The following is a 17,068-nucleotide window of genomic DNA, read 5'->3' as shown; positions in this document are numbered from 1 at the left end:
GCACCACGGATCCGCTGACAATCGAGAGCTCAGCGGCGTACGCCGTCGTCCTCGTCGAAGGGCCGCAACGGCTCGCCGTCCTCCGGTTGGTTGCTGATGGCGCCGGCGTCGACCGCGGCACCGGTCAGGTCGTTCTCGCGTCCCTTCCCGCCCGCGCCGAACTCGTTGAAGATCAGGTTGAGCACGAAGACCACGATCACCGTGGAGGTGATGGCCGAGCCGAAGATGGTCTGGAAACCGTCGGGGAAGTTGCGGTAGAAGTCCGGTGCGATGACCGGCAGCAGTCCGATCGACAACGACACCGCGATGATCAGCAGGTTCTGGTTGTCCACGAACGACACCTTCGCCAGCGTGCGGATGCCGACCGCGGTGACCATCGCGAACATCACCGTGCCGGCGCCGCCGATGACCGGCCCGGGCAGTGCCGCGACCAGCTCGCCCATCTTGGGGATCAGGCCGAGGAGCACAAGGAACCCGCCGCAGACCGCGACCACCCAGCGGCTCTTGATCTTCGTGATCTCCACCAGGCCGACGTTCTCGGCGTACGCCGTGTCCGGGAAGGAGTTCATGAACCCCGCCAGCACAGCGGACAACCCGTCGGTCGCGAGGCCGCGCGCCACGTCGTTGGTGGACAGCGGCCGGTCGACCATCTCCGACACCGCCAGCATGTCGGCGGTGGACTCGGTGTAGGTCACCAGCATCACGATGCACATCGACACGATCGCGGCCGCGGCGAACTGCGGCGGCCCGAAGTGGAACGGTTCGGACACCCCTGCCCAGTCGGCGGATCCGACGCTGGAGAAGTCGAGCAGGCCCATCGGCCACGCGACCAGCGTGCCGACGATGACGCCGAGCAGCACGGCGATCTGGCCGATGAAGCCCTTGAAGAAGCGAGAGATGAGCACGATCACGAGCACCACGAGACCGGCCAGCAGGATGTGGGAGACCTTGCCGTAGTCACCGTTCTGTACGACGACCTGGGACCCCGCCTTGGTCGTGGCCGTGAAGCCCTCGGCCTTGTCGGTGACGGTGATGCCGGCCCCGTTACCGCCGAACGGCAGCGTCGTCGGGTTCTTGCCGGTGATCAGCGAGGCGTCCGCGCCGATCAGCGACAGACCGATGACGGCGATCACGGTGCCCGTCACGAGCGGCGGGAAGAAGCGCACCAGCATCGAGAACGGCTTGGCGATGATCAGCGCGAAGACGCCGGCGACGAGCATCGCGCCGTACACGACCTGCAGGCCCTTGATGTGACCGTCCGCGCCGGGTTTGGTGCCGTACTGGGTGGCGATGATGATCATCGGGTTCAGCACGGTGAACGTCGCTCCGGCCACCACCGGCAGTCGGACACCGAGGATCTTGGAGATGCCGACGGACTGGATGATCGTCGCGATGCCGGACACCAGAAGGTCGGCATTGATCAGGATCGCGATGTCGGTCTTGCCGAGCCCCAGGGCGGCGCCGACGATGATCGGCACGGCGACCGCGCCGGCGTACATGATGAACAGGTGCTGCAGGCCGAGCACGATCAGGCGCGGCGCGGGCAGCACCTCGTCGACCGGGTCCACCGTCTTCTGCGTCGTCCGTATCGACATCGGTTCCTCTTTCCGCTGCGGCAACCTCTGGGTCGGGCGTGAAGTGAGACCTACGAGACTATGGCGGCAGCGTGTTTCGACGGCGTTCCTTTCCGATAACGGGCCGGCAACGCCACTGCCTACGCTGAGCCCGTGAGCGACTACGAGGTCACCGGCGCCCGACTGACCGTGCCGTTCACTTCGCACGGCCTGGAGGGGTCGATCGAGGTCGGCGTCCACCGCAACCAGGATCCCGTCGCGTCCGGCCACACTCGCCTGTTGCCCGACGTGGAACCTCTTGCATTGCAGGGTTTCCCGGTCGTCACGGCATCGGTTCACCTGGACGCCGTCGGGCCGGCGGGGGTCTTCGGGTGGGTGCAGCTGGTGACCCAGCGGCTCGAGCGTGGCGAGATCCACCGGGCGGTCGATGCGGTCGACTGGATGGCGCCGTTCTGCGCTTTCGGTTACCTGCCGACGTTTATGGACGCCCCCGCCAACCCCGGCGATCGGGACGTGACCTGGAGTGCCGACACGTTCCTGGTGCAACTGCCCGACGTCAGCCGCACGCGCCGCCTGCAACCGCTCGGCGGCTTCCAGTGGGGCTACCGCCTCGCGGGCGGGCGGCCCGCGGGACTCCTCCCGCTGCGTACTGCGGATGCGGCCGGCTGGCGCGACCTGCGGGTGGTGCTGGGGCGCGAACACCCCGGCTGGCAGACCGAGGGGTGAGGCTCGAGCCGCTCAGGCGGGCTTGCCCCACCCGACCGGCGCCCACTGGGTGTGCGCCCACGGGAAGTCGTTGACGTCGAGGGAGCCGTACTTGGCCAGGATGTCGGTCGCCCAGGGGTTGCTGCCGGTGCGTTGGATCTCCGTGGCCGGGTGCTCCACGTTGAACGCGTGGCAGAACAGGTTCTTGTCGCCCGCCATCCCGCCGTACTTCTGAGCGGCCCGTGCCAGCAGGAGCGTGAACGGCCGGAGGCCGAGCGTGTCCAGGTCGAGGGTCGGCGGGAACCGGAACCACTGGCCCTCGGCGGGCGTGTCCACGTTGGAGTCGGTGCCGTCGGACTGTTTGGCCGGCCACGAGACCACGCCGCTGCGCGCGTTCGTGATCGTGAAGTCGAGCGCGTGGCCGATCACGCCGTTGCGAGCCTCGCTGATCCCGACCTGCATCAGCGGGTTGAGCATCGCCACGACCGCCGACGAACCCTCGGTCAGCTCCATCGAGTAGTTGGCGGTGGGCAGGTTGGTGAAGCGCGGCGCGGCGACGTAGTAACCGCCCGTCGCCGCCGTCCAGGTGCCGTCGGACTGCTTGCGGCACAGGAAGTACTCGCGCATAATGCCGGTGCCGCGGTCGTAGACGGCCATCGAGCTGTCGCCGCCACCTGCCGGAGTCGCATACGGCGGCAACGGGATCCGGCCGTTCACATGGGCCGCCAAGGTGCTCCCGGCGGAGGCGTTGCTGGCGGTCATCGTGGTGAACGGGCACCCGGCGATCGTCGAGTCCACGACGTAGGTCGGGATGTTGTACGACGTGGTGTTGAGCGAGGTGACCACGCCGTAGGAGTTCTGGGTCAGGTTCGGCATCCGCGCTGCCATCGCCGCGGAGTTCGTCGCCAGCGGCATGGCGGAGACGCTCCGGGTGAAGACCGTGCCGTTGGCGACGTACGGATACCAGAGGTCGCCGTGCCAGATCCCCGGGTCCGCGACCTTCGGGGCCTCGCGCCCGCGCAGCGTCGTGCTGGCGGCGAGTGCGGCCGGCGTACCGGCTGCGGTGAGCGCACCGGCACCGGCCAAGGCCAGCGCGCCGCGGCGGGTCACTCCGTCTTCGTTGGCAGGCATCTTTCGAAGATAAGTATTCGAAGGACCCCGACGGCACCTTGCGCGCATCATATTTAGGAGACCGTCGCACCGCGTGTTGACGGTGTGACGGATGAGGTGAATACGGGTCGTCGGCAAGGCGGCTCGCGTGAGTGTTGTAGAGGACCGGCGGCCGATGATCACTGACGATGACGTGCAGACATGGGGCGGCAGGGATGCCGTCGATCGGGACGGCCACGTCGTCGGTGAGGTCGGCGAGGTCTACCTCGACGACCGCACCGGTACGCCGACCTGGGTCTCGGTCGCGACCGCGTCGGGGTCGGGCGCGCAGTTCGTGCCGCTGCACGAGGCGTGGGTCGACGACGGCGAGATCGCCTTTCCCTACACCCACGACCAGATCTCACGCGCGCCCAGACTCGCGCCCGGCGAACACCTGGACGTCGATCAGGAGCGTCGCCTCTACGACCACTACGGAGTGGAGTACGACGATCTGGATGATGCGGACGAATTGGATCTGTTCGCCCGCGCGGGAGATGTGAGACCTGATGCCGGTCAGACGGATTCGGTCGGCGAGGACAAGCCGCCCCTCGACGGTGTGAAGCGCGCCCGGCTGCCGGGCCCCCCGGCTCCGCCCGAGGACGACGTCGCACCCGTGGAGACCACGTGCCTGGAGGAGCGCCTCGTGGTCGGAACGCGCGTACGCGTGTCCGGCAGGACGCGGATCACCACCCGTGTCGTGACCGAGGAGCGCACGATCACGGTCGCCGTTCGTCGCGAGGAGTTGGTCGTCGAGCACGAGCCGGCGACCGAGCGCGGCGCGGAGGCCGACGGTGGCGCGGACGGGAGTCTGGGTGTCCACCCGCTCGCGGACACGCCTCGGGTCCTCGTGCTGCACGAGGAGGTGCCGGTGGTGATCATGCAGAGCCGACCGGTGGAGACCGTGCGCATCGGCGTGCGGACGGTCACCGTCGATCAGCAGGTCAGCGAGAACGTACGACGCGAGTTCCTCGCCGGCGACGACGCCGACTGACGCCGTCGCCGGGTCCGAAACTCAGAGTTTCGCCGTCAGCTCCAGGTGCATGCCGTCGGGATCGGAGAAGGACAGGATCGCCAAGCCGAAATCGGTGAGCTCGTTGACCTCGCCGTGGGGTGCTCCCAACGCGTCCAGGGCGTCCCGTGCCGAGTCGAGGTCGGCCCGCGAGGCGACCATGAAGCTGACGTGGTCCAGCCCGGTGCGGTCGGAGTCGAAGGTGTCGCCCACGGCGGCGACCGGACGCAGGCCGAGAAGCGCACCCGAGGGGGTCGAGAAGATGGTCCCGCCGTAGATCTGCTCGGGGGACTCGCGCACACCCGGCTCGTCCACCCGGTCCGACTGGTCCGCGGCGATCGGCCAGCCGAAGACCTGCGTGTAGAAGGCCTTCGAGCGTGCGATGTCGGTGACGGTCAGTCGGACGTGGGCGAATCCGTCGGACGAGACGATGGCCATGAGTGCTCCTGGAGTGGGTGGGTGAGTTCGTGGGAGGGGTGTCCCTGCCGACCACTCTCGCCCATCGCCCTGCCGACGTGCGAGCTTCGGCGAAACTCAGGACGGCGTGGCGACTGTGCGCGCCGGGCGGAACACCGAGCGCAGGGTCTCGGCGAAGAGCTGTGGTTCGCAGGCCGCGGGGAAGTGTCCACCGCTCTCGTACTCGCGCCAGTCGGACACCTCGACGTATCTCTCCGCGAGGTCCCTCGGCGCAGGCGGCAACGGGAGGCGCTCGCCGCCGAAGTTGGTCACGGCCGTCGGAACCGCGGGCCGCTGCTCCGGGTCGGGCATTACGCGGCCGCCGTGCATGTAGTTCCAGTAGGGCAGCATCGAGGAGCCGATGCTGCCGGTCGCCCAGTAGAGGGTCGGGGTCGCGAGCAGAAGGTCTCGTGGGAAGGTCGTGTCGCCGGCGTTCGTCTGCGGGCTCCACGCCACGATCTTCTCCGCGATCCACGCGGCCAGGCCCGCCGGTGAGTCCTGCAGCGCGGCCGCGACGGTGTTCGGCTTGGTGGCGTGCTGGTGGGCGTAGCTGCCTTCGGCGGCCGTCCACGACTCCACGGCGCGCGCATAGTCCGCCTCGGCCTCCGTCCACGGTTTCGCCGCAAGGGGCAGGCCCGGTGTCGCCAGGTGGATGCCGGCGACCGCGTCCGGGTGCGCACGTGCCAGCTGCATGACGACCCCGGCGCCGAGGTCGCTGCCGTGCGCGACGTACCGGCGGTGCCCGAGACCCGAGCTCATCAGGTCGTGCCACAGCTGCGCGGTCTGCGCCTGACCCGATCCGCCCGGTGGCGGCGGGTCGGAGAGACCGAAACCGGGCAGGGCGGGCGCGACGACCGTGAACGCGTCTGCCGGGTCGCCGCCGTGCGCGCCCGGGTCGGTCAGCAGGGGGAGGACCTCGAGGTACTCCAGGAACGAGCTGGGCCATCCGTTGCACAGCAGCAACGGCAACGGGTCCGGTCCACGACCTTCCGCGATGACCACGTGCACGCCGCGACCGTCGATGTCGGCGCGCAGGTGACGCACCTGCGCGAGGCGCTCCTGCAGCGCGGTCACGTCCAGGTCGCGCCATTCGGTGAGGAGGCCGTCCAGCCACGTGCCGGGAACGCCGCGGGCCCAGTCCTCGTCGGACACGGGGCCTCGTCGGGTGCGATCGAGCCGGTTCCGCAGGTCCGTCATGACAGCGGGGTCGAAGCGCACGGAGGTCGGTGCGAGTGTCACCTTCGCATCCACGGTCACTTCTCCTCGTCGAGCCGAAGCCCGTCTCGCTCGTCGTCCCACGCGGCCGCGCTGATCCGCCAACCGTCCGGTGTCCGCACGAACTGCAGCGTCTTCGCTCCACGACCGGTGAACGGAACACCCTCCTGCACACCGGCCTTGGCGTAGGTGCTCCACCGCTGCGCGATGTCACCGAAGATCTCGGTGCGGCCGGACACCTCCCATTCCCGGAAGTCCACCAACGCGCCGCTCGTCAGCAGTTCGCGTCGCGGAGCGATGAAGCCCTCGACGTCGTAGACGGCCGGTGTCATGCCGCACGTCCGCACGATGACCGCTTCGGGCAGCAACAGGGCTCGCATCCGTGCGAGGCGGGCCACCACGTCCGGGCCCGAGGTGAACGCGTCGAAGTAGACGCGCACGATCTCGTCGATCTCTTCCAGATCCCCTGGGTCGGTCCCGGCGGTGCTCGACATGTGTCGAAAGTAGCCGCTGCCGTCAACCGCGGGAGGAACGGTGCCCACGATCGTCTCCGTTCGACGCGATCGCCGACTCCTTCCTCGCGCCGGGCGCTCGCGCTGCTGCCGGGCTCGCCACCGTCGACCCGCGTCGGGCGGGATGTCGAATCGGTCAGGAATCGAGAAGCAGCGTCATCGATGCTGAGTAGCGTGTTCGTCACCATCACAACGACATTCGAGGAGAGCCGGCATGGCCGACACGACCGCAGCGACGAAGAAGACCGACTCGACCGAGGGGGCTGCGTCCGGGTTCACCGCCGCCGAGCGCGCGGCCATGAAGGAGCGCGCCGAAGAGCTGCGATCCAGCGGGCGCGGTGGCAAGAAGAAGGCGGAGGAGGCACAGGCCTGCCTGGACAAGATCGCCGAGATGGGCCCGGACGACCGGTCGCTCGCCGAACGAATCCACGCGATCATCGCCGACGTGGCCCCCGACCTGGACTCCAAGACCTGGTACGGCATGCCGGCGTACGCGCGGGACGGCAAGGTGATCTGCTTCTTCAAGCCGGCCGAGAAGTTCGGCGCGCGGTACGCGACGGTCGGGTTCAGCGACGTCGCGACCCTCGACGACGGCAACGTCTGGCCCACGGAGTACGCGGTCACCCGGTTGACCGACTCCGACATCAAGCAGTTCACCAAGCTCATCGAACGCGCGACGCGTCAGTGACCGCCCGGCGCGGGCAGCGCGGGGAGGTGGCTCGCTAGCGTGGCGATGTGACGACCACGACGACAGACCTCGACCTCTCCGCCCTGCGCGCGCACTTCCCGTCGCTGCGAGAGGGCACCGCGCACTTCGACGGGCCCGGCGGATCGCAGACACCGGACGTGGTCGGCCGCGCCGTCGCCGGGACCATGCTCAGCGACATCTCCAACCGCGGCACGAACACCGGCCCCGAGCGCCGGGCCGACCGGGTGGTGCAGGAGTGCCGCGCCGCGTTGGGTGACCTGATGGGGGTGCCGGGCGACACCGTCATCTTCGGGCGCAGCATGACCGCCCTGACGTTCGAGATGGCCCGCACCCTGGCGGCCACCTGGTCGCCCGGTGACGAGATCGTCGTCAGCCGCTTGGACCACGATGCCAACATCCGCCCGTGGGTCCTCGCGGCCGGCGCCGCGGGAGTGACGGTGCGTTGGGCCGGGTTCGACGCTCTCACAGGGGAGCTCGAACCCGACACCATCGGTGCGCTGCTCACCTCGCGTACCCGGCTGGTAGCAGTGACAGCCGCGTCGAACCTGATCGGGACGATGCCGGACATCCCCGCGATCGCCGCCCTGGTGCACGCTGCAGGAGCGCTGCTGTTCGTCGACGGGGTGCACTACGCCGCGCACTCGTTCGTGGACGTCGAGGCCCTGGGCGCGGACTTCTTCGCGTGCTCGCCGTACAAGTTCTTCGGCCCGCACTGCGGCGCGCTGACCGGCCGGGCCGACCTGCTGGCGGGGCTGCTGCCGGACAAGCTGCTGCCCTCGGCGGACCGAGTGCCCGAGCGGTTCGAGCTGGGCACGCTGCCGTACGAGTTGATGGCGGGCACGACGGCCGCGGTCGACTTCATCGCCGGTGCGGTGCCCGGTGAGGGCAGCCGACGCGAGGCGCTGGCGCGCAGCACCCACGCGATGGAGCTGCACGAGGACCGCCTGCGGGGCATCCTCGAGAGCGCGTTGAGCGAGCTGCCCGGCGTCGCGATCCACTCCCGCGCCGCACGGCGTACACCGACGCTCCTCGTCACGTTCGACGGCCACGAGTGCGCGTCGATCAGCACCCACCTGGCCGGACTCGGCGTGAGTGCGCCGGCGGGTTCGTTCTATGCGTGGGAGGCCTCGCACCACCTCGGGCTCGGCGCCGCCGGCGGCCTGCGGATCGGGGTGGCGCCGTACAACGACGAGAACGACGTCGACCGGCTCGTCGACGGCATCACGGGCTACCTCGCATCGGGGACCTCGACCGCCGGCTGATCGCTGTCGGGCGAGATGTCGGTTTCAGACGGTCCGCGGACCCACCGACCCCCCCCCCCCCGAAACCGACATCTGGAACACCCGTCAGAACGGGCCCTGCAGCGGGAACATCACGCCGCTCCGAAGGGTTGAGTCAAGTAGACGCAACTTAACGCAGCCCCGAGTTGACAAGAGGGGCCACCGCGGAGTTGAGTCAGAGGCAGTCAACCCACCGGAGCCGGTGGGCTGAGCGCTCGCCGGGCACCCGGCGCATCAGACGAAACCGCGACCGCGGGAAGAGCCGGTCGCACCGAGCAACAAGGAGCACCGAACATGGCACGTGCGGTAGGTATCGACCTGGGCACCACCAACTCCGCGGTCGCCGTCCTGGAGGGCAACGACCCGGAGATCATCGCGAACGCCGAGGGCGGGCGTACGACGCCGTCCGTCGTCGCGTTCGCCAAGAACGGCGACGTGCTGGTCGGCGAGATCGCCAAGCGCCAGGCCGTCACCAACGTCGACCGGACCATCCGGTCGGTCAAGCGCCACATGGGGACCGACTGGTCCACCGAGATCGACGGCAAGACCTACACGCCGCAGGAGATCTCCGCGCGCATCCTGCAGAAGCTGAAGCGGGACGCGGAGTCCTACCTGGGCGAGGACGTCACCGACGCGGTCATCACCGTGCCGGCGTACTTCGACGACGCCGAGCGTCAGGCCACCAAGGAGGCCGGTGAGATCGCGGGCCTCAACGTGCTGCGCATCGTCAACGAGCCGACCGCCGCCGCGCTCGCCTACGGCCTGGACAAGGGCAAGGAGGACGAGCTCATCCTGGTCTTCGACCTCGGTGGCGGCACGTTCGACGTGTCCCTCCTGGAGGTCGGCAAGGACCCCGAGGACGGCTTCTCCACCATCCAGGTCCGGGCGACCAGCGGTGACAACAAGCTCGGTGGCGACGACTGGGACCAGCGCATCGTCGAGCACCTGCTCACCACGGTGAAGAACACCACCGGTGTCGACCTGGCCAAGGACAAGATCGCCATGCAGCGGCTGCGTGACGCGGCGGAGCAGGCCAAGAAGGAGCTCTCCTCCTCGACCAGCACCAACGTCTCGCTGCAGTACCTGAGCATGGGCGAGAACGGCCCCATCCACCTGGACGAGACCATCACCCGCGCGCAGTTCGAGCAGATGACCAAGGACCTGCTGGAGCGCACCAAGGCGCCGTTCAACAACGTCATCAAGGACGCCGGGGTCTCCATCTCCGACATCAACCACGTTGTCCTCGTGGGTGGTTCGACGCGTATGCCGGCCGTGGCCAGCGTCGTGAAGGACCTGACCGGCGGCAAGGAGCCGAACAAGACCGTCAACCCCGACGAGGTCGTCGCGGTCGGCGCGGCGCTGCAGGCCGGTGTGCTGAAGGGCGACCGCAAGGACGTCCTGCTCATCGACGTGACGCCGCTGTCCCTCGGCATCGAGACCAAGGGTGGGCTGTTCACCAAGCTCATCGAGCGCAACACCGCGATCCCGACCAAGCGCTCGGAGGTCTTCAGCACCGCTGAGGACAACCAGCCGTCGGTGGAGATCCAGGTCTACCAGGGCGAGCGCGAGATCGCGAAGGCCAACAAGCCGCTCGGCAACTTCGAGCTGTCCGGCATCGCTCCCGCCCCGCGTGGCGTGCCACAGATCGAGGTCACCTTCGACATCGACGCCAACGGCATCGTGCACGTGTCCGCCAAGGACCGCGGCACCAACAAGGAGCAGTCGATGACCATCTCCGGTGGGTCCGCCCTGCCGAAGGAGGACATCGAGCGGATGGTCAAGGAGGCCGAGGAGCACGCCGCCGAGGACAAGAAGCGGCGTGAGGAGACCGAGGCCCGCAACACCGCGGAGCAGCTGGTCTACTCCACCGAGAAGTTCCTCGCCGACAACGACGACAAGATCCCGGCCGAGACCAAGACCGAGGTCACCGAGGCCAACGACGCCCTCAAGGCCGCGCTGAAGGACGAGTACGCCTCCGCGGAGGACATCTCGGCCAAGAGCGCCAAGGTCTCCGAGGTCTCCCAGAAGATGGGTGCGGCCATGTACGCCGCGTCGCAGGCCGAGGGCGCCGACGGCGCGACCGGAGCCGAGGGCGCCGGTGCCACGGGTGCCGCCGACGGTGCGAGCAGCGCCGACGACGACGTCGTGGACGCCGAGGTCGTCGACGACGAGGAGACCAAGTGACCGACCAGGACCGTCCGGGTCCGTCCTCCGGCAAGGAGGACGGACCGGACGAGCCGGTCGTCATCCGCGACAAGCGTCGCTTCGACCCGAAGACGGGGGAGGTGCGGGGCGGTCAGCAAGCGCAGGGAGATTCAGTGAGTAACGACTCGGAAGAGACTGCCGGCGGCGACAGCGCCTTCGGTGGCGCGGTCGGCGACGACCTGCCCGGCGGCAAGCAGCCGTCGTCCCCGCAGGACGCCGGCGTGCCGACGGACCCGTCATTCGTCGTGCCGGACGACGCCTCGTCCCTGACCGACGAGCACCCTGACACGGTGCTCGCCCGGGAGCGGCTGGAGGACGTCCGACGGGTGCAGGCGGAGTACGTCAACTACAAGCGCCGGGTCGACCGGGACCGCGAGACCCAGCGGGACGCGCAGACCGCGCGGATCGTGGAGTCCCTGCTGCCCGTGCTCGACGACTTCCACCTGGCGCGTGAGCACGGTGACCTGGCGGGCACGCCGTTCGAGAAGATCGCCGACAAGCTGGAGACGACCCTGGGCCGACACGGCCTGGAGCGCTTCGGCGAGCCCGGTGAGGCGTTCGATCCCGCACAGCACGAGGCGTTGATGAACGTGGAGGCCGACCTTCCGGACGGCACCACGGCCACCACCGTCGTCCAGGTGATGCAGCCCGGTTACCGGATCGGCGACCGCGTCGTCCGGCCGGCCCGGGTCGCCGTCGCCGACCCGAAGTAGTAACACCCACCCCGTCGAGCGGAGGGGTTCACACTCGGGCGGAGGGGTCACGACCCCTCCACTCGGGACCGGACCCCTCCGCTCGGTGAAGCAGACAACGGAAGGAGAGCGCTGAGGATGGCGAGTCAGGACTGGCTGGAAAAGGACTTCTACGCGATTCTCGGCGTCTCGCAGGACGCGTCGGACGCGGAGATCAAGAAGGCCTACCGCAAGCTGGCGCGCACGTGGCACCCGGACCAGAACCCCGGTGACACCGCGGCCGAGCAGAAGTTCAAGGACATCGGCGAGGCCAACTCGGTGCTGTCCGACCCCGATCGGCGCAAGGAGTACGACCAGCTGCGTCAGATGGTCGGTGGCGGCGCGCGCTTCACGGCCGGCGGCCCGGGCGGGATGCCCGGCGGCGGAGCGGGCGGCTTCGAGGACCTCTTCTCCCAGTTCGGCGGTGCCCGCACCTCGGGTGGTGGCGCCGGGGGCCAGCAGATCAACCTCGACGACATCCTGGGCCGGTTCGGTGGGGGTGGATCGCCGTTCGGCGGTGGCGGGTACGGCGGCTTCGGTGCACCCAGCCGCGGAGCCGACCTCGAGGCGCGTACGACGCTCAGCTTCCGGTCCGCGGCCGAGGGCCAGACCGTCTCGCTCCAGGCGGCGGACGGCGCGACCATCAAGACGCGCATCCCCGCCGGGGTGAAGGACGGCCAGACGATCCGGCTGCGCGGCAAGGGCCAGCCCGGCGAGGCGGGCGCCGGGGACCTGCTGCTGCGGGTCACCGTCGAGCCGCACCCGGTCTTCGGCCGGGACGGCAACAACCTGACCGTGGACCTGCCGGTCACGTTCGCGGAGGCGGCGCTGGGCGCCACGGTCTCCGTGCCGACGCTCGAAGGGGCACCGGTGAAGGTCAAGGTCGCCGCGGGGACGCCGTCCGGCCGCAAGCTGCGGGTCAAGGGCCGCGGCGTGAAGACCTCGTCCACGACCGGGGACCTGATCGCCACGGTCTCGGTCGTCGTACCGACCACGCTCACCGACGAGACCCGGGCCGCCATCGAGACGCTCGCCACGGACGCCGACGGCGACCCGCGCGCGGAGCTGTTCGCGAAGGCCCGCGCTTAACCGTCATGGCATCCAACCGTCCGGGTGAGGACACCCCGGTCTACGTCATCTCGGTCGCCGCCGAGCTGGCGGGCATGCACGCGCAGACGCTGCGCCAGTACGACCGGCTCGGTCTGGTGACCCCGTCACGCACCGGTGGCGGTGGCCGGCGCTACTCCAGCAGGGACGTGGCGCTCCTGCGGGAGGTGCAGCGGCTCTCGCAGGAGGAGGGCATCAGCCTCGCCGGCATCGCCCGGATCCTGGAGCTGGAGGAACAGGTCGAGACCCTTCAGCGGCAGGTAGATCAGCTCACCGAGCGTTTGGACGACGCGCGGGTCGTGGCGCAGGCCCGCACGTTCGCCGTGGGGCCGGACGGTCAGATCGTCGCCCTGCGTCCGGGGCAGCGCGCCGACCGCCCGCGGTCGGGCACGTCCCTGGTCGTCTGGGGCCAGCGCACCTGACACTCCTGGCGTCGGCGGGCTGCGCGCCGTCGATCGCGCAGCCGCCGGGCGCCGGACTCAGCTGTAGTCCGCGAACACTCGCCGGGTGGCGCCGCCGACCGTGACGTGGCCGCCGTACGGGAGGATCCACTGCGGCCGGGTGTGCCCGAAGGGCGGCCCGACCACGACGATCGCATCCGGGTTGTAGTCGCGCACGACGCCGATGATCGTGTCGCGTTGCTCGTCGCGTTTCGCGCGCCGCTCGTCGGCCGACGGCCGTGTGGTGAAGTCCGACGTGGGCGGCCGGGCGACGACGACCGCGTCGACCGCCGCGAGGATCCCTCGCTCGCCGAGCGACCGGGCGATGTAACCGAACTCGCGCGCCGGGATGAGCTCTTCCGACGACTCGAGCAGCAGGACCGCGCCGTCGAGGACGGAGGCGTCCGTCGGGAATCGGCCGGCTGTCAGCAACCACTGCACGACCTCGATGCACCCGCCCCAGGTGCGGCCGGTCACCGAGCGTGCGGGCCCGGACCAGGCCCACGGCTCGGTCGGTTCGCGATCGCCGTACTGCGTGAGGGCGCGAGGGTCGCTCCAGTCGTACCCGAAGTCCTCGGACTCTCCGGGATCGATGAGCTCCAGCCGGTCCCCGGTCAGCAGCGCCGCCCGCAGGGACGCCTCGTGGATGGGGTCGACCCCGGGCCCCGGTCCGAGGTGGATCTGCGTGGAGCCGCCGTAGTAACCGGCGACGCCGTGGGTCCAGAGCCAGTTCAGCAGATTCGTGTTGTCGCTGTATCCGAGGAACGGCTTGGGGTCGCGCGTGACGAGCCCGGCGTCGAGATGCGGGATGACCGTGATCTGGTCGTCGCCGCCGATGGTGGCGATCACGGCGCGGATCTGCGGGTCGGCGAACGCGGCGTTCAGATCATCGGCCCGCTCGCGGGCCGGTGCGCCGAGGCGGCGGGTCGTCGGAAACTCGACGGGCACCAGGCCGGTGACCGACTGCAAACGCTGCAGAGCCTGCTCGTGCACCGCGGGAGCGACGGCCGGGGCGGCGAACGACGGCGACAGCACCGCGATCTTCTCCCCCGGGCCGGCCTTGCGCGGCGAGGTGATGTCCATGCCGGAACGCTATAAGCCGCGTCCACCGGATTCTCATGACGCACAATGCGGACATGCCGGCGCCTGCACACGTCTCGTCCCGCCTCACCCGACGTGGTCTGCTGGGCGGCGCAGCCGTCGCGGCGCTCGCCGGATGCTCCTCCGGCGCAACCGGATCGACGCCCACCGCGCGGGTGCTGAGCAGCAGTGGCACCAGCCGGACGACGTTCGCCCTGCAGGGCCGCTTCGCCTCGACGTACCTGAAGTCGACACCGACCTACCAGATCGTGCTGCCCTCGAAGTTGACCTCGATCGCTGCGGCCGGCGTGGTCATCGGTCTGCACGGGCGCGGCGGCGACCACACCTCGATCGTCGGCCTGCACGCGCAGGCCGCCGTCGACACCGCGTCCGCCTCGGCCCGCCGGCCGCTGGCTCTGGTCACGGTCGACTGCGGTGCCGACGGCTACTTCCACCGACGCGCGGACGGCACCGACGCCGGCGCGATGGTCATGCAGGAGTTGCTGCCGCATCTCGCGCAGCGCGGGATGTCGACAGGCAGGGTCGGGCTCTACGGGCTGTCGATGGGCGGGTACGGCGCGATGCTGCTCGCCACCCGCTACCCGACCATGGTGCGTGCCGTCGCGTCGGCGTCACCGGCGTTGTGGCTGTCCGCGGGTCAGACCCCGGCCGGGGCGTTCGACGACGCCGCGGACTTCGACCGCAACACGATCTTCGGTCTCATCCCCGCCTTGGAGCGGGTGCCGCTGCGCATCGACTGTGGCGACTCCGACCCGTTCGCGTCCGCCACGCACACCCTGAGAAGCCGTCTGAAGCCCTCTCCTGCGGGCGGATTCGCGCCGGGAAGCCATGACGGGTCGTTCTGGGCGGCCCACCTGCCCGCCGCGCTCACCTTCCTGGCGCAGCACTGATCTGCCGGCGGTCGACGAGTCCCGTCAATCGGTCGACGGCGCGACGTCGCAGGAGCAGGCGGCGACCGGGACCGGCCCGGCGTCGACTGTGACGGTGCGCTCGGCGCCCACTCCCGCGAGGTGGGTCCGCCGCGCAAGCCCCGCCGCCAGCAGCACGAGTGCCAGCACGACGGCGGCATAGACGAGCACCGTCGGACGCAGTCCGAAGGACTGGCTCGCGAAACCCGCCACGACGGCCGGGATGCTGAACGCCACGTAGCTCACGATGTACGTCGCCGAGAAGACCTGGCTGCGATGCTCCGGCTCCGTGCGGGCGGCGAAGCCGGACAGGATCAGCAGGAACGAGCTGCCGAAGCCGAGGCCGCCGATCGCCGCGCCGACCACGTAGAGCGGCAGCGACTCGACCAGTACGGCGGCGATGGTCAACGCGAGTCCACCGCCGAGCGTGAGGAACCCGAGCACCTCGCGTCGGTGCTGCGGCAACTTGGAGACCAACGCGGCGCCCACCGCGCCGGCGGCGAAGTTGGTGGCGACGACGAGGCCGGCGACGAAGTGGTTCTGGACGCCGAGGATGCGCGCCACGACCGATGAGCCGAGCGACAGGTAGAGACCCCCGAGCGCCCAGGTGGCGCAGAGCATCGGCACCGCGGCGAGGAAGGTCGCGCGTAGCGCGGCGGGCACTCCGACGCTCGGGCGCAGGGTGCGCCAGACGGACGGCCGCCCGGCGTCCGCCGCGCGTGGCGCATCCGGGATGCGCACGAGCAGCAGCGCCAGGACGAGGTAGGCGATCAGCAGCACCCAGTAGACGAGGAGCCGGGGCGCGGGGGCCCACTGCACGAGCGCGCCGGCGAACGCCGACCCGAGGGCGATGCCGGCCACTGGCGCCGACGACGTCACGACCGAGCCCGTGCGGGGAGTGGCCTGTCGGTCGACGATGAGTGCGCTGATCGCTCCCATCGTCGCGCCGGTCGCGAGCCCCTGGACGATGCGGGCGGCCATCAGCCCGCCGGTGCCGTGGGCGTCGATGAAGAGCGCCATGCTGACGGCCAGCAGCAGGAGACCGCTGACGGCCACCGGGCGCCTCCCGATGTGGTCCGACAACGAGCCCACGGTGAGGAGGGCGAGCAGCAGCGCGAAGACGTAGACCGCGAAGATGAGGGTCAGCGTCGACGGGGAGAAGTGCCAGAGCTGCTGGTAGAGCGGGTAGATGGGCGACGGAGCTCCGGAACCGGCGAAGATCGCGGTGGCGGCCGCGCCTGCCACGACGAACGCCGCGGGACGGTGCAGGGGTGTGAACACGGTGACCTCGAGTGTTAACGCAACGGGATTGGCTTTAGCAACCGTAGCAGGCTCGGAGGCTTAACGGAAAGATCTTTGCAATAATGCCCGTATGACGTCCACTGCACCACTTCGTCGCACCGGTGGCCGCAGTGCCCGCGTGCTCGATGCCATCTACACCGCCGTCGGCCAGCTGATGGGCGAGGGCAAACCTGACCGGCTGACCATCCCGGTGGTCGCCGAGCGAGCCGGGGTCAACCCCACGAGCATCTACCGTCGGTGGGGGGACATCGACGAGCTGTTGGAGGAGGTCGCCGTCGCGGCCCTCACCAAGGACGGCGACCGCGCGCCGGACACCGGCTCGCTGGCGGGCGACCTGCAGGCCTGGGCCCGCATCGTCCTGGAGGACATCGGCACCCCGAAGCGCACCCGCTATCTGAGGGCCATGGTGGCCGCCCGGGACGGACTCGCGCCGGACTGCCCGTGCCTGGCTCAACGCCGCGTGATGGCAACGGAACTCATCGAGCGCACTGTGGCTCGCGGCGAACGCGCGCCGAGCGTGGAGCAGATCATCGACCACCTGGTGATGCCGCTCTACGGCCGGGTGCTGATGGGCCACCCGACCGATCAGAGCGACGCGGATCGCCTTGCGGCCGACGTACTCGCCCTCGCCGAGCGCGAGGTCGCGCGGACCGCGGGTCGGTGAG

The 17,068-nt window shown here is 69.9% G+C and carries 17 protein-coding genes; 10 read left to right on the top strand and 7 right to left on the bottom strand.

Annotated elements, in window-relative coordinates; translation table 11 throughout:
- Window positions 1-29 precede the first annotated feature (29 nt).
- Window positions 30-1,595 (bottom strand): nucleobase:cation symporter-2 family protein, encoded by a 1,566-nt coding sequence (locus HNR15_RS15220; protein WP_179483162.1) that lies wholly within the window; start codon window positions 1,593-1,595, stop codon window positions 30-32.
- A gap of 132 nt (window positions 1,596-1,727) precedes the next feature.
- On the opposite strand from HNR15_RS15220, the gene HNR15_RS15215 reads away from it, so the two are divergent.
- Window positions 1,728-2,300, top strand: coding sequence for a hypothetical protein (locus HNR15_RS15215; RefSeq protein ID WP_179483161.1), 573 nt, complete (start codon window positions 1,728-1,730; stop codon window positions 2,298-2,300).
- Window positions 2,301-2,312: 12 nt separating this feature from the next.
- Here HNR15_RS15215 and HNR15_RS17970 read toward each other — a convergent pair whose 3' ends face one another.
- Window positions 2,313-3,410, bottom strand: a complete 1,098-nt coding sequence (locus HNR15_RS17970; RefSeq protein WP_218883752.1) for a hypothetical protein — start codon at window positions 3,408-3,410, stop codon at window positions 2,313-2,315.
- A 154-nt stretch (window positions 3,411-3,564) separates the two neighbouring features.
- Between HNR15_RS17970 and HNR15_RS15205 the strand changes: the two genes are divergently transcribed.
- The gene (locus HNR15_RS15205) at window positions 3,565-4,419 is read left to right on the top strand and encodes a PRC and DUF2382 domain-containing protein (protein ID WP_179483160.1); all 855 of its coding nucleotides are present in this window, start codon (window positions 3,565-3,567) and stop codon (window positions 4,417-4,419) included.
- 21 nt (window positions 4,420-4,440) lie between these two features.
- Here the strand turns inward: HNR15_RS15205 and HNR15_RS15200 are convergent, their stop codons facing one another.
- From HNR15_RS15200 to HNR15_RS15190, 3 genes are all read right to left on the bottom strand, one after another.
- Window positions 4,441-4,875, bottom strand: a complete 435-nt coding sequence (locus tag HNR15_RS15200; RefSeq protein WP_179483159.1) for a VOC family protein — start codon at window positions 4,873-4,875, stop codon at window positions 4,441-4,443.
- A gap of 96 nt (window positions 4,876-4,971) precedes the next feature.
- Entirely contained in the window at window positions 4,972-6,111 is a 1,140-nt protein-coding gene (locus tag HNR15_RS15195) for an epoxide hydrolase family protein (protein WP_343048615.1), read from the bottom strand.
- Window positions 6,112-6,146: 35 nt separating this feature from the next.
- On the bottom strand, window positions 6,147-6,602 hold the full coding sequence (locus HNR15_RS15190) for a nuclear transport factor 2 family protein (RefSeq protein ID WP_179483157.1): 456 nt from the start codon (window positions 6,600-6,602) through the stop codon (window positions 6,147-6,149).
- Window positions 6,603-6,834: 232 nt separating this feature from the next.
- Between HNR15_RS15190 and HNR15_RS15185 the strand changes: the two genes are divergently transcribed.
- The 6 genes from HNR15_RS15185 (at window position 6,835) to HNR15_RS15160 (ending at window position 13,074) form a co-directional block, all read left to right on the top strand.
- A complete protein-coding gene (locus tag HNR15_RS15185; protein WP_179483156.1) occupies window positions 6,835-7,308 on the top strand; it encodes an iron chaperone in 474 nt (157 codons plus the stop codon).
- Between the two features lie 47 nt (window positions 7,309-7,355).
- Entirely contained in the window at window positions 7,356-8,591 is a 1,236-nt protein-coding gene (locus HNR15_RS15180; protein ID WP_179483155.1) for a cysteine desulfurase-like protein, read from the top strand.
- A 312-nt stretch (window positions 8,592-8,903) separates the two neighbouring features.
- The gene (dnaK, locus tag HNR15_RS15175; RefSeq protein WP_179483154.1) at window positions 8,904-10,793 is read left to right on the top strand and encodes a molecular chaperone DnaK; all 1,890 of its coding nucleotides are present in this window, start codon (window positions 8,904-8,906) and stop codon (window positions 10,791-10,793) included.
- On the top strand, window positions 10,790-11,527 hold the full coding sequence (locus HNR15_RS18900) for a nucleotide exchange factor GrpE (RefSeq protein WP_179483153.1): 738 nt from the start codon (window positions 10,790-10,792) through the stop codon (window positions 11,525-11,527). Before dnaK ends, HNR15_RS18900 begins: the two co-directional genes overlap by 4 nt.
- 117 nt (window positions 11,528-11,644) lie before the next feature.
- Complete coding sequence (locus HNR15_RS15165) at window positions 11,645-12,634, top strand: DnaJ C-terminal domain-containing protein (protein WP_179483152.1); 990 nt, start codon at window positions 11,645-11,647, stop codon at window positions 12,632-12,634.
- Between the two features lie 5 nt (window positions 12,635-12,639).
- The gene (locus HNR15_RS15160) at window positions 12,640-13,074 is read left to right on the top strand and encodes a heat shock protein transcriptional repressor HspR (protein ID WP_179483151.1); all 435 of its coding nucleotides are present in this window, start codon (window positions 12,640-12,642) and stop codon (window positions 13,072-13,074) included.
- 57 nt (window positions 13,075-13,131) lie between these two features.
- Here HNR15_RS15160 and HNR15_RS15155 read toward each other — a convergent pair whose 3' ends face one another.
- On the bottom strand, window positions 13,132-14,175 hold the full coding sequence (locus HNR15_RS15155; protein WP_179483150.1) for a S66 family peptidase: 1,044 nt from the start codon (window positions 14,173-14,175) through the stop codon (window positions 13,132-13,134).
- 53 nt (window positions 14,176-14,228) lie between these two features.
- Between HNR15_RS15155 and HNR15_RS15150 the strand changes: the two genes are divergently transcribed.
- On the top strand, window positions 14,229-15,083 hold the full coding sequence (locus tag HNR15_RS15150; RefSeq protein WP_179483149.1) for an alpha/beta hydrolase: 855 nt from the start codon (window positions 14,229-14,231) through the stop codon (window positions 15,081-15,083).
- 24 nt (window positions 15,084-15,107) lie between these two features.
- Here HNR15_RS15150 and HNR15_RS15145 read toward each other — a convergent pair whose 3' ends face one another.
- On the bottom strand, window positions 15,108-16,382 hold the full coding sequence (locus HNR15_RS15145; protein WP_179483148.1) for an MFS transporter: 1,275 nt from the start codon (window positions 16,380-16,382) through the stop codon (window positions 15,108-15,110).
- Window positions 16,383-16,473: 91 nt separating this feature from the next.
- Here HNR15_RS15145 and HNR15_RS15140 point away from each other — a divergent pair, with 91 nt between their 5' ends.
- Window positions 16,474-17,067 carry a TetR/AcrR family transcriptional regulator gene (locus HNR15_RS15140; protein WP_179483147.1) on the top strand — a complete coding sequence of 198 codons (594 nt, stop codon included), beginning with the start codon at window positions 16,474-16,476 and terminating at the stop codon, window positions 17,065-17,067.
- Window position 17,068 lies beyond the last annotated feature (1 nt).

Origin of the sequence: Allobranchiibius huperziae (assembly GCF_013410455.1) — a bacterium.
GTDB classification, from domain to species: domain Bacteria; phylum Actinomycetota; class Actinomycetes; order Actinomycetales; family Dermatophilaceae; genus Allobranchiibius; species Allobranchiibius huperziae.
This window is presented reverse-complemented; position numbering and strand designations above follow the sequence as displayed.